Below are 12,410 nucleotides of genomic sequence, written 5' to 3'. Positions count from 1 at the left end.
CTTCATGACCGAGCTGCTGAAGGTAATAGGCCGAAGTCACGCCGAGCAAGCCGGCGCCAAGTACAACCACGCGCATGTCCGAATCCTTTTGGGATGGCATGAACGGCGGGCGTTAGCGCTTACTGTGAAAGCGGCAAGACCCGGGGTTCAGACTGCCGCTCCCCCTGTCTCTGTTACCTGAGAGTTTCACCCGCTGCGTCCGGCAGCGGGTTTGCTCCTTCGGTGCACCACTTGGCGTGGTGACTCTCCAGTCGGCGATTGATCAAAAAATAGGCAGTGGCCGAATCGCATGGCGATTCACCTGAGCGTTCATGGGAGATTGCGCCATCGGTGGGACGGGTGCGTCCGCTTTTCTGCTCGCCGGATTTTATCGAGGAAACCGGTTTCGTGCTTTCAGGCCGGCGCCGGGCCGCCAGCGCGGCGTAGTCCGCGCTTCGCCCGGACGGGCGGCCTGCTGCTTCCCCCTCGGGGGGCAGCGAGTACACGAATTGACGAGCGTGGGGGTCAGCAGGTCAGCCCCGGCGCAGGCGCGTGAACAGCTCGAACTCCCAGTTGCGCATGCCCAGCAGCAGCGTGTAACCCTCGCGCTCCTTGGGCGACAGCTTCTGATCGGTCTGGTGCTGCTGGGCGAAGTCCTGCGCGACCCGTTGCAGCCGGTCGAGGAAGGCCGGCGCCAGCGACTTGCTGATCGAGCCGTGCACCAGCAGCAGGCCTTCGGCGGGGCCGTCGAAACCGCCGCGGTAATAGTCGAGCACCACGTTTTCGCGGAAGAAATCCATCACCGGCCCGTGCGGACGCCAGCGGAAGGTCTTGGCGAGCTTGAGCCGGTAGCGGTTCAGCGGCCGCAGTTCGATGATGCCGATCCGGTCGAGCTGGACCAGGTAGCCGATGCACTCGGCCTCGCTGATCCGGTAGGCGGCGACGATCTGCTCCAGCGTCCACTGGCTCAGCACGCAGATTGCCAGCAGCAGGAGCTTCTTGTCCTTGACCACCGCCTTCTCCTGCTCGAGGGTGAGTTCCTTGAGCAGGGGCTGAGCGTCCGCCACCCGGCGGGCCAGCTCGGCGAAGTCGATCTTGAGCGCCCGGCAGATCGCGTCGACCCGCGTCAGCGGCATGTCGCCCTTGGCCAGCATCCGCTTGACGCTGGATTCCGCCATGTCCAGAGATCTGGCCAGGTCGGCATAGGTCATGCGGGCGGTCTTGAGTTCGCTCTTGAGTGCGTTGACCAGGTCGACGGTGGTGCTCATGTCTGGGGGAGTATTGCGGCGCGATACCCAAAGTGGTGAAAAAGTGCTCCGTATCGATTCTCGATGCCCGGCGCGGGGTCGACAACCTAGATTCCGCCTCGTCGAGCCACCCATCGGAGTCTGCCATGTCCCTGCCGTCGTCCCTCTCCCATCGCGAGCGTGCCCTGCTGGCGCTCGCCGCGCTGCTATCGGTCGCCGCGGTTTTCGGTCCCGCGGTGCCGACCCCGGCGCTGGGCGGCGCGCCCTTCGCCGACGGCCGGTCCTGGGGTGCGCTGCCGAACGCGATGGACGTCTTGAGCAACCTGCCTTTCGCGGTGGTGGGCATCTGGGGCCTGCGCTGGCTGCACTGGCTCGGCCGCACCCACGACGAGCTGCTGGAGGCCGCGCCGCTGCCGCAGGCCCTGGCGCCGCTGCCCTTCGATGCACTGGATTGCGCCTGGATGTTCTTCGCCGGCCTGATCCTCACCGCACTCGGCTCGGCCTTCTATCACCTGCAGCCCGATCCCATGCGGCTGGCGGCGGATCGCGCCGGCATGGCGGTGGCTTTCGCGGGGCTGGTCGGTGTCGCGGTCTGCGAGCGGGTCAGCGCACGCGCCGGCTGGCCAGCCGCCTGGGTCACGCTCGTCGGCGGGCTGCTGGCAGTGGCAGTCTGCCATCGCAGCGGCAACGCGCTGCCTTGGGCGCTGGTGCAGTTCGGCGGCCTGGCGCTGGTTCTCGCGCTGGCGCTGGCACGGCCGGTGCCGGGCGCCATCGGCCTCAAGCTCGGCGGGGTGGTCTTCTTCTATGCGCTCGCCAAGCTGTTCGAGCTGGCGGACCCTGCGATCCTCGATGCGACGAATCAATTGGTGTCGGGCCACAGCCTCAAGCACCTGACGGCCGCCCTGGCGGCGCTTCCCGTGCTGCATGCGCTGCAGGCGATGGGGCGGCAGACCCTGCGGCACAATTCGCGGGCCGCCGCCCTGACGGCCTGAGCAAACAGACCGCTGCGCCCATTCGAATGACCCATCCTTCCGAAGTCTCGTCCGCCAGCCTGCCCGAGGGGCCCGCCCACGCCAACCAGTTCGCCTTGTTGCGGCAGCGGCGCTTCGCGCCCTTCTTCTGGACCCAGTTCGCGGGCGCCGCCAACGACAACCTGTTCAAGTTCGCCTTCACGGTGATGGTGACCTACCAGCTGCAGCTGGCCTGGATGTCGCCCGCCATGGCGGGGCTGGCGATCGGCGCCCTGTTCATCCTGCCCTTTCTGCTGTTCTCCGCCACCGCGGGGCAACTCACGGACAAGTACGACAAGACGAAGATGATCCGCTTCGTCAAGAACCTCGAGATCGCGATCATGGGCATCGCCGCCTGGGGCTTCCTGCGGGCGGACGCCGTCGTGCTGCTCGGCTGCGTGTTCCTGATGGGGCTGCACTCGACCCTGTTCGGCCCGGTCAAGTTCGCCTATCTGCCGCAGGTGCTCGCGCCGCGCGAGCTCACCGGGGGCAACGGCATGGTCGAGATGGGCACCTTCGTCGCGATCCTGCTCGGGCAGGTCGCGGGCGGCCTGCTGGTCGCCCTGCCGCAGGTCGGGCATGCCACTGTGGCCGTGGCCTGCCTGCTGCTGGCGCTGGTCGGACGGGCGGTGGCGCAGGCGATCCCGCTGGCGCCGGCCACCGACCCCGGCCTGTCGATCAACTGGAATCCGGTCAGCGAAACCTGGCGCAACCTGAAGCTGGCGCACGGCAACGTGGTCGTCTTCCGCTCGCTGCTGGGCATCTCGTGGATGTGGTTCTTCGGCGCGGTCTTCCTGGCCCAGTTTCCGAGCTTCGCCAAGGAGGTGCTGCACGGCGACGAGCAGGTGGCCTCGCTGCTGCTGGTGGTGTTCTCGGTCGGCATCGGCATCGGCTCGCTGTTGTGCGAGACGCTGAGCCGGCGCCAGGTGGAGATCGGCCTGGTGCCGCTGGGCGCCATCGGCATGAGCGTGTTCGCGATCGATCTCTATTTCGCGTCGCGGGCGCTGCCGGCCGTGGGACAGATGGGGCTGGGCGCGTTCTCGGCCCAGCCGGCCCACTGGCGCGTGATGGCCGACCTGGGGCTGCTGTCGCTGTTCGCGGGGCTCTACAGCGTGCCGATGTATGCGCTGATCCAGATGCGCAGCCAGCCCACGCACCGGGCTCGTATCATCGCGGCCAACAACATCCTGAATGCGCTTTTCATGATCGCCAGTTCGGTCATCGCCGGTGCGCTGCTGAAGGGTGGCTTCACGATTCCCCAGATCTTCCTGTTCACCGGCATCGCCAACGCGGTCGTTGCTTTCTACATCTTCATGCTGGTTCCCGAATACCTGCTGCGCTTCGTGGCCTGGGTGCTGTCGCACCTGGTCTACCGCTTCGACATCCGGGGCCAGGAGCACATCCCGGCCGACGGGCCCGCGGTGCTGGTCTGCAACCACGTGAGCTTCATCGACGCGGTGCTGCTGATGGCCGCGAGCCCGCGCCCGATCCGCTTCATCATGGACCACCGCATCTTCGCCGTGCCGGTGCTCGGCTGGCTGTTCCGGATGGCCAAGGCGATCCCGATCGCGCCCCAGAAGGAAGACCCGGCGGCCTACGAGAAGGCCTTCGCGGAGGCCGTGCAGGTGCTGCGCGAGGGTGACCTGCTCGCCATCTTTCCCGAAGGCGCGATCACGCGCGACGGCAGCCTGCAACCGTTCAAGGGCGGCGTGATGAAGATCCTGGATGCCGCCCGCGCCGAAGGCCTCGACCCGCCGGTGATCCCGATGGCGCTGACCAATCTGTGGGGCTCGTACTTCAGCCGGATCGAGACGCGCGCCGGCCAGAACGTCGCGATGGTGCGGCCGTTCCGGCGCGGCTACTTCAGCCGCGTGGGGCTCCATGTCGGCAGTGCGGTGCCCCAGGTGGAGGTGCAGCCCGAAAGCCTGCGGCGGCGCGTGAGCGTGCTGCTCGGCAGCTGACGCCCGTCTGATGCCCGGCCTCCGTCAAATTCTCCACGCGATCACCTGGTTCGGTGACAGCGGATTTTTGCTGCCCGCCGCGATCTGGATCGCGGTGTGGCTCGGCATTCGCGGCGCCACCCGGCCCCTGGCGGTGCTCTGGGTGCTGCTGTTCGGCCTCGGCGGCGCCCTGATTGCGGTGTCGAAGATCGCCTTCCTCGGCTGGGGCATCGGCAGCGTCACACTCGATTTCACCGGCTTCAGCGGCCACACCGCGATCGCGGCCAGCGTCTGGCCGGTGGCCTGCTGGTTGGTGGTCTCGCGCTGGGAGCATCGGGTCCGGGTGGGCGCAGCACTGCTCGGATGGCTGTTCGCCGCCTTCATCGGCGCCACCCGGCTGGCGCTCGATGCGCATTCGCTCTCGGAAGTGGTGTTCGGCTATGCGCTGGGCGCGGCGGTCAGCGGGACCTTTCTCTGGTGGCAGCACCGCCTGCCGCATCCACGCCTGAGCTGGACGCTGGTGCTGCTGAGCCTCGCCACGCCGGTGCTGTTCCTGCGGCCCGGCACGCCGGCGCCGACCCAGGGCGCGCTCGAAGTCATTGCCGTGCGACTGTCGGGCATCGAGCGGCCTTTCACGCGCGCCGACCTGCTGGCGGGTCGCCGGATGCCGCTGGGTATCAGGTAGCGATACCGGCGGCGCAGAGTATCGCGACCGCTGCATCAAAGCGCTCCAGGGAACCAAGGGGCGGACCATCATCCGCCCACTTTCATTTCCTGGCGGAGCGAACTTCATGAAGCAGTATCTGTTCACGTTTTCTGGCTGCGGCCTGTGCGGCCCGCTCTGCGAGGGCGGGAAGCCGTGCTGAGCCGGACGTCCACCAACTTCGGCCCGTACGAGCGTGAATACCGGGTGCGCGTCTCGCGCTCTCGGCACCTCGTGGGGCTGGCGTTGCAGATGAGCCTGATGGCTGCGGCAGTGATCCTGGCCGGGGTGTTCGTGTTTCCCGTGAACCGGGGGGGCTCGCAAGCCATCGTCCAGAATCAGTCGATCCAGAACGACAAATCGTCTCAAGAGAAGGAATGCGATGAGCAAAGCCCTGCGCCTGTCCGAAAAGTGGTTTCGCCGCGGCCTTTGGCTGGTGGCGATTGTGTTCGCCAGCTTCCTGGTCGGGCTCGGCAACACGATCGTCGGTGACCTGCCCCAGGTCGAACACCGGATCGAGCTCGACGATTTCATCGACCGTGCGGCGGCCGATCCGCTGCGCAACACCGTGCGCGACGCCGAGCGCAGCGAGCAGCAGGCGGCGCGCGACCGCGAGCAGGCCGAGCTCAAGCTGGTCGCGGCCCAGCAGGCCAGCCGGGCGGCGCGCGAGACCTTCGGCAACTGGCTCGCCACCCGCCGCGCCACCGCGCAGCCCGATCAGGACAGCGAGCTGATCGTCCGCACCAAGGCGCTCGACGCGCTGAAGGCCAAGGAGGACGAGGCCGAGCGCAACGTGGTCGCGCAGCGCCAGATCGCGCTCGATGCCCGGCAGTCGCGCCAGCGGGCGCAGCAGCAACTGGTGGTGCTCGAGGAGGCGGCGCGGAAGCGGCTCGATGCCGAGAACCGAAAGGTCGAGCTTCGGGTGTTCCTGTACCGGCTGGCGCTCACGCTGCCGCTGCTGGTGATCGCCGGCTGGCTGTTCGCGAAGAAGCGCAAGAGCACCTGGTGGCCCTTCGTCTGGGGCTTCATCTACTTCGCGCTGTTCGCCTTCTTCGTCGAACTGGTGCCCTACCTGCCGAGCTACGGCGGCTACGTTCGCTATGCAGTGGGTATCGTGGTCACGGTGCTGATCGGACGCTACGCCATCCTGGCGCTCAACCGCTACCTGGCGCGCCAGAAGCTGGCCGAGGCGCAGCCCGAGACGGTGCGCCGCCACGAGCTGAGCTACGACACGGCGCTGGCGCGGCTGGCCAAGAGCGTGTGCCCGGGCTGCGAACGCCCGGTGGACCTCAAGAACGACGAGATCGACTTCTGCCCGCACTGCGGCATCGGGCTGTTCGACCACTGCCGCGCCTGCGATGCGCGCAAGAACGCCTTCGCCAAGTTCTGCCACGCCTGCGGCACGGCGGCGGATGCGGGTGCTGCGCCGCCGGCGCCGCCGCCTCCCGGGCCGCTTCAGGTCCAGCCGGCGTCCACCACGTAGTCCTGCGCGGTGCACATCTTCGAATCGTCGGCGGCCAGGAACAGCGCCATGCTGGCGATGTCCTCGGCCATCACGCGGCCGGGCAGGCACTGGGCGGCGTCGATCTCGGCGGCCGATTCGGGCTTGACCCAGAGCCGCAGCTGGCGCTCGGTCATGACCCAGCCCGGGACGATCGAGTTGACCCGGACGTTGGCCTTGCCCAGATCGCGCGCCAGCGAGCGCGTGAGCCCGCGCGTGGCCGCCTTGCAGGCCTGATAGACCGGATAGCCGGCGCCCTTGATCATCCAGCTCATCGAGCCGAAGTTGATGATCGAGCCGCCGCCCAGTGCGCGCATGTCGTCCGCCACTGCCTGGGCGGCGAAGAACTGGTGCTTGAAGTTGACCGCGACGAGACGGTCGAAATCATCGCTCGTGACCTCGGCCATCTGGTGGCGGCGGTCGTTGGCGGCGTTGTTGAGCAACACCCGGATCGGGCCGAAGCGCGAGCGCACCGCGGCGATGGTCGCACCGAGCGCGGCCACGTCGGTGACGTCGCATTCCTGGAACAGCGGTTCGTTGTTGCCGCCCAGTTGCTGCGCCAGCGCGCGCCCGGCCGTCACGTCGAGATCGCAGAAGCCGACCCGCGCGCCCTGCGCATGGAAGGCGCGCACCAGGGCTTCGCCGATGCCGGTGGCGCCGCCCGAGATGAAGACGGTGCGGCCGGCCAGGGAGGGGTAGATGGCGGAGGGAGCGGGGGAGGTGGATGCGGACATGCGTGGATTCTGAGCTTCCGCCGAGCCGCTCGCCACCCAGGTGAACGAGAATGCCCGCGTTGGCACGCGGCTTCGCGGACCCTGCGCTCAGCCTAGATCCCGCGTGCCCGATCCGCCTTGAAGCGGGCGCGGAATTCGGCGAACTGCCCGGCATCGAGCGCCTCGCGGATCTCGCGCATGAGGTTCAGGTAGTAGTGCAGGTTGTGGATCGTGGTGAGCATCGGGCCCAGCATCTCGCCGCAGCGATCGAGGTGGTGCAGGTAGGCGCGGCTGAAGCCATCGCGCCCGCCCTCGTTCCACGGCACGCCGGAGGCGCCCGCACAGGCGTGGCAGCTGCAGCTCGCATCGATCGGCTGCGGATCGCTCTTGTGGCGGGCGTTGCGCATCTTGAGATCGCCGTAGCGCGAGAACAGCGTGCCGTTGCGCGCATTGCGGGTCGGCATCACGCAATCGAACATGTCGACGCCCTGCGCCACGCCCTCGACCAGGTCCTCGGGCGTGCCGACACCCATCAGGTAGCGCGGCTTGTGGGCCGGCAGCAGGTGCGGCGTGTGGGCCATGATGCGCAGCATCTCGTCCTTGGGTTCGCCGACGCTGACGCCGCCGATCGCATAGCCCGGGAAATCCATCTCGACCAGCTGGGCCAGTGATTCTTCGCGCAGGTTCTCGAACATGCCCCCCTGCACGATGCCGAACAGTGCGTTCGGGTTCTCGAGCCGGGCGAACTCCGACTGGCAGCGGCGTGCCCAGCGCAGGCTGAGCGCCATCGACTGGCGGGCTTCGGCCTCGGTCGTCACGTGGCCGTCGACGTCGTAGGGCGTGCATTCGTCGAACTGCATGACGATGTCGCTGTTGAGGATGGTCTGGATCTGCATCGAGACCTCGGGCGTGAGGAACAGCTTGTCGCCGTTGACCGGCGACGCGAACCTGACGCCTTCCTCGCTGATCTTGCGCATCGCGCCGAGCGACCAGACCTGGAAGCCGCCCGAGTCGGTGAGGATCGGCTTGTCCCACTTCTCGAACTGGTGCAGGCCGCCGAAGGCCGACATGACGTCGAGGCCGGGCCGCATCCACAGGTGGAAGGTGTTGCCGAGGATGATCTGCGCGCCCATCTCGTGCAGGCTGCGCGGCATCACGCCCTTGACCGTGCCGTAGGTGCCCACGGGCATGAAGATCGGGGTCTGCACCACGCCATGGTTCAGGGTCAGGGTGCCGCGGCGCGCATGGCTCTGCGGATCGGTGGCGAGGAGTTCGAATTGCAGGCGAGGCAGTGTAGTGGTCATCTTTGGAGGCTTGCAGAGGCGGGCCCGTCGGGCATCAGCATGAGTACGGTGCGGTTGAAGTCTTCGACCACCAGCATCCGGCCCTGGCGGTCGACGGTCAATCCGGTCGGGCGGCCCAGCGGCCGCACGCCGGGCGCGGCGGTCCAGCCGGCAAGCCAGTCGATCGGGCGTCCCGACGGCATTCCCTTGGCGTCGAGCTTGTAGCCGACCACGCGGTGCCCCGCGGGCCGGTGGCCGCGCCAGGCGACGAGCAGCTGGCCGGCGAAACGGCTGCCGGCAGGCCCGACCTGCATCTGCAGTGGCGCGACGTGCGCGGGCCAGAGCATCCAGGGCGCCTCGGTACGGCTGCAATCGAAGCGGGCCTCGTAGCCGCGGGCCGGCTGGCGGCGGCCCACGCAGTAGGGCCATCCGTAGTCGCGGCCGGCCTGGAGGCGGTTGAGCTCTTCGGGCGGCTGGTCGGCCGGGTCGTAGTCGATCGAGTTCTCGCCCTGCAGCACGGTGCCCTTGGCCGGCCCGTCGGCCAGCACCGTCAGCGCGGCCGAGTTGCGCAGGCCGGTGGCGAAGGGCTTGAAGCCCTGCAGCTTGAAGCCGTCGCCGCCGAAGGTGGCCTCGTAGACCGCGGCGCGCGGCATCGGACCGGTGCCGTCGGGGCAGGGCAGCGGGTACGCCTTCGCGCCATCGCGGCAGTCGTCCGAGTCCGAGCCCATGTTGACGTACATCCGGCCGCCCGGGCCGAAGGCGAGTTCCTTCAGTGGGTGCCTGCCGTCCTTGGGCAGGTTGTCGATCAGCATCTCGCGCAGCAGCGCGCCGCCGGGCGCCGGGATCGGCGTGCGCCAGATGCTGCCGGCTTCGCCGACGTAGATCTTTCCGTCCGGGCCGAGGGCCAGGCCGAGCGGGCGGTCGAGTTGCTCGGCGATCACCGTGAAGCGCGCGCGGCGCGGCGCCGGGCCGTCCGCGGGCAGCGTCATCTCGAGCAGGCGGCCCTTGCGTGGCTCCCACGAGCCCATGTCCACGACCCAGTAGCGTCCGGGCGCGACCTCGAGCACGCGTCGCGGCGCGCGCAGGCCTTCGTTCTCGTCGGCGAGCAGCGCGACGCAGGTGCCGGCCGGACTGCGGATGTCGAGTCGCGCATAGTCCCCGCATCGGCCTTGCGGCGTGTAGCCGCGGGCCGCCGCGGCGAGCGGCATCAGCAGCAGCATGGCCAGCGCAAGCCAGGGCCTGCGCGTCATGGCTGCACCCGGGCGAGCAGCATGGCGTCGCCATAGCTGAAGAAGCGGTAGCCTGCGCGGATCGCGTGGGCGTAGAGCGCCATCACGGGTTCGTAGCCCGCGAAGGCGCTGACCAGCATCATCAGCGTGCTCTTGGGCAGGTGGAAGTTGGTGACCAGCAGGTCGACGTGCGCGAACTGGAAGCCCGGCGTGATGAAGATGCGCGTGTCCCCGGCGGCCTCGCCGCTCTTGGCCCAGCTTTCGAGCGTGCGCACGGTGGTCGTGCCGACCGCGACGACGCGGCCGCCGCGCGCCTTGCAGTCGGCGATCGCGCGCTGCGTCGCCTCGGGCACCTCGTAGCGCTCGGCATGCATGGTGTGCTCGGCGATGTTCTCGGTCTTCACGGGCTGGAAGGTGCCGGCGCCGACATGCAGCGTGACATTGGCGCGCTGTACGCCGCGCGCCTCCAGCGCCGCCAGCAGCGACGCGTCGAAATGCAGCGCGGCGGTCGGTGCCGCCACCGCGCCGGGCACGCGCGCGAACACGGTCTGGTAGCGGCTCTCGTCGTCGGTCGAATCGGCGTGCGTGATGTAGGGCGGCAGCGGCACATGGCCGCAGCGCGCCATCAGCGCGTAGGGGTCTTCGCCCGCGGGGCTGTCGAAGCGCAAGCGGAACAGGGCGCCATTCTCCTCGGGCCAGCGGCCCAGCAGCGTGGCCGTGAATCCGCCCGTCATCGCCAGCGTGGTGCCGACCGGCGGCTTCTTGCTGACCTTCATGTGGGCCACCACCTCGGGGCCCTGCAGCACGCGCTCCACCAGCAGCTCGAGCTTGCCGCCGGTGGGCTTTTCGCCGAAGAGCCGTGCCTTGACCACGCGGGTGTCGTTGAAGACCAGCAGGTCGCCGGGCCGCAGCAGCGAGGGCAGCTGGTTGAAGATGCGGTCGACCGGTTCGGCGCCGGTGCCGTCGAGCAGGCGCGAGGCGCTGCGCTCGGCGGCGGGATGCTGGGCCACCAGGTCGGGCGGCAGCTCGAAATCGAAATCGGAAAGCGTGAAGGCGCGCATGGTGCTTGAGGGCCGGACGGGCCCGTGCCAAGGAGGCATGGGAAAGAGGGAGGCGAAGAGCCGGGCAGAATTGTCCCATGCCTGCCGCTTCCAAGTCCCCGACCCCTGAAAAGCCCGCCGCCGCCGCGCCCGCACCCGGGACCGGGCTCAGCGTGGTGCAGCGGGCGCTGCGCAAGCTGGGCCTCCTGCGCGACATCGACTTCGCGCTCTACCTGCCGATGCGCTACGAGGACGAGACCCGCGTCGTGCGGCTGGCCGACGTGCGCGACGGCGAGATGGCGCAGATCGAGGCCGTGGTCACCGAGAGCGAAGTGGCTTTCCGGCCGCGGCGCCAGCTGATCGTGACCGTCGACGACGGCAGCGATACCTGCCAGCTGCGCTTCTTCAACTTCTACCCCTCGCAGCAGAAGCAGCTCGCGGTCGGCGCCCGGGTGCGGGTGCGCGGCGAGGTGCGGGGCGGCTTCATCGGGCGGCAGATGATGCATCCGGCTGTGAAGGCCGCGGGCACCCCTTTGCCGGAGGCGCTGACGCCGGTGTATTCGACGATCGCCGGGCTGGCCCAGCCGGTGCTGCGGCGCGAGGTGCGTTCGGGCCTGGCACGCGCCGTGCTCGACGAGACCCTGCCCGCGGGGGCCGCCCCGCACGGGACCTGGGACCTGCGCCGGGCGCTGAGCTTCCTGCACTATCCCGCGCCCGATGTCGCGCTGGCCACCCTCGAGGACCACAGCCATCCGGCCTGGCAGCGCCTGAAGGCCGATGAGCTGCTGGCCCAGCAGCTCTCGCAGCTGCAGGCGCGGCGCACCCGGGCGGCGCAGCGCGCGCCGGCGCTCGATGCGGCCGTCTCGGGCGAGTCCTTGCACCGGGAACTGCTGGCCGCGCTGCCCTTCGGCTTGACCGGGGCGCAGCAGCGCGTGGGCGTCGAGATCAGCCGCGACCTGGCGCGCCACGTCCCGATGCACCGTCTGCTGCAGGGCGACGTCGGTTCCGGCAAGACGGTGGTGGCGGCGCTGGCCGCCGCACGCTGCATCGATGCCGGCCACCAGTGCGCGCTGATGGCGCCGACCGAGATCCTGGCGGCGCAGCACTTCGGCAAGCTGGTCGGCTGGCTCGATCCGCTGCTGGCCGAGCGCGGCCTGCGCGTGGCCTGGCTCACCGGCAGCCAGAAGAAGAAGGAGCGCGACGCGATGTCGGCGGCGGTCGAGAGCGGCGAGGCGGCGCTGGTGATCGGCACCCATGCGGTGATCTCGGAGAAGGTGCGCTTCAAGAAGCTGGCGCTGGCGATCATCGACGAGCAGCATCGCTTCGGCGTGGCGCAACGCCTTGCGTTGCGCGGCAAGGCGGAGGGCGACCTCGAACCCCACCTGCTGATGATGAGTGCCACGCCGATCCCGCGCACCCTGGCGATGAGCTACTACGCCGACCTCGACGTCTCGACGCTCGACGAGCTGCCGCCCGGCCGCACGCCGATCGTGACCAAGCTGGTGGCCGAGCACCGCCGCGACGAGGTCATCGACCGGATCCAGGCCCAGCTGCGGCAGGGCCGGCAGGTCTACTGGGTCTGCCCGCTGATCGAGGAGAGCGAGGCGGTCGACTTGCGCAACGCCACCGAGACCCGCGACGAACTGGCCGACGCGCTGGGCGACCAGGTCGGCGTCGGCCTGCTGCATTCGCGCATGCCGACCGCCGACAAGCAGGCGGTGATGGAGAGCTTCACGGCCAACAAGCTGCAGGTGCTGGTCAGCAC

General features: G+C 69.1%; 10 protein-coding genes and 1 riboswitch. Of the genes, 5 read left to right on the top strand and 5 right to left on the bottom strand.

Going from position 1 to position 12,410, the window contains the following annotated elements:
- Positions 1-154: 154 nt before the first annotated feature.
- A riboswitch (glycine riboswitch) is annotated at positions 155-261 on the bottom strand.
- A gap of 251 nt (positions 262-512) precedes the next feature.
- Positions 513-1,247 carry a helix-turn-helix domain-containing protein gene (locus AC1D2K_RS17740; RefSeq protein WP_478090148.1) on the bottom strand — a complete coding sequence of 245 codons (735 nt, stop codon included), beginning with the start codon at positions 1,245-1,247 and terminating at the stop codon, positions 513-515.
- Between the two features lie 125 nt (positions 1,248-1,372).
- On the opposite strand from AC1D2K_RS17740, the gene AC1D2K_RS17735 reads away from it, so the two are divergent.
- The 4 genes from AC1D2K_RS17735 (at position 1,373) to AC1D2K_RS17720 (ending at position 6,362) form a co-directional block, all read left to right on the top strand.
- On the top strand, positions 1,373-2,218 hold the full coding sequence (locus tag AC1D2K_RS17735) for a hypothetical protein (RefSeq protein ID WP_478090147.1): 846 nt from the start codon (positions 1,373-1,375) through the stop codon (positions 2,216-2,218).
- Positions 2,219-2,244: 26 nt separating this feature from the next.
- Positions 2,245-4,197: an MFS transporter gene (locus tag AC1D2K_RS17730; protein ID WP_478090146.1), complete on the top strand. Its 1,953-nt coding sequence runs from the start codon at positions 2,245-2,247 to the stop codon at positions 4,195-4,197.
- A 10-nt stretch (positions 4,198-4,207) separates the two neighbouring features.
- The gene (locus tag AC1D2K_RS17725) at positions 4,208-4,861 is read left to right on the top strand and encodes a phosphatase PAP2 family protein (protein ID WP_478090145.1); all 654 of its coding nucleotides are present in this window, start codon (positions 4,208-4,210) and stop codon (positions 4,859-4,861) included.
- Positions 4,862-5,261: 400 nt separating this feature from the next.
- Positions 5,262-6,362 carry a serine endopeptidase gene (locus tag AC1D2K_RS17720; protein WP_478090144.1) on the top strand — a complete coding sequence of 367 codons (1,101 nt, stop codon included), beginning with the start codon at positions 5,262-5,264 and terminating at the stop codon, positions 6,360-6,362.
- Here the strand turns inward: AC1D2K_RS17720 and AC1D2K_RS17715 are convergent.
- The 4 genes from AC1D2K_RS17715 to queA all read right to left on the bottom strand — a co-directional run bounded on the left by AC1D2K_RS17715 (position 6,335) and on the right by queA (position 10,666).
- Positions 6,335-7,114 carry an SDR family NAD(P)-dependent oxidoreductase gene (locus tag AC1D2K_RS17715; protein ID WP_478090143.1) on the bottom strand — a complete coding sequence of 260 codons (780 nt, stop codon included), beginning with the start codon at positions 7,112-7,114 and terminating at the stop codon, positions 6,335-6,337. The genes AC1D2K_RS17720 and AC1D2K_RS17715 overlap by 28 nt on opposite strands.
- 92 nt (positions 7,115-7,206) lie before the next feature.
- Positions 7,207-8,397, bottom strand: a complete 1,191-nt coding sequence (tgt, locus tag AC1D2K_RS17710) for a tRNA guanosine(34) transglycosylase Tgt (RefSeq protein ID WP_478090142.1) — start codon at positions 8,395-8,397, stop codon at positions 7,207-7,209.
- Complete coding sequence (locus AC1D2K_RS17705) at positions 8,394-9,626, bottom strand: PQQ-dependent sugar dehydrogenase (RefSeq protein WP_478090141.1); 1,233 nt, start codon at positions 9,624-9,626, stop codon at positions 8,394-8,396. The genes tgt and AC1D2K_RS17705 overlap by 4 nt, the downstream gene beginning before the upstream one ends.
- Positions 9,623-10,666, bottom strand: a complete 1,044-nt coding sequence (gene queA, locus AC1D2K_RS17700) for a tRNA preQ1(34) S-adenosylmethionine ribosyltransferase-isomerase QueA (protein WP_478090140.1) — start codon at positions 10,664-10,666, stop codon at positions 9,623-9,625. Before queA ends, AC1D2K_RS17705 begins: the two co-directional genes overlap by 4 nt.
- A 77-nt stretch (positions 10,667-10,743) precedes the next feature.
- Here queA and AC1D2K_RS17695 point away from each other — a divergent pair.
- Positions 10,744-12,410 (top strand): ATP-dependent DNA helicase RecG (locus AC1D2K_RS17695; RefSeq protein WP_478090139.1); only part of this gene is annotated, 1,667 nt, incomplete at its 3' end.

This window comes from Variovorax sp. P1_H12_2 (assembly GCF_056405335.1).
This window is presented reverse-complemented; position numbering and strand designations above follow the sequence as displayed.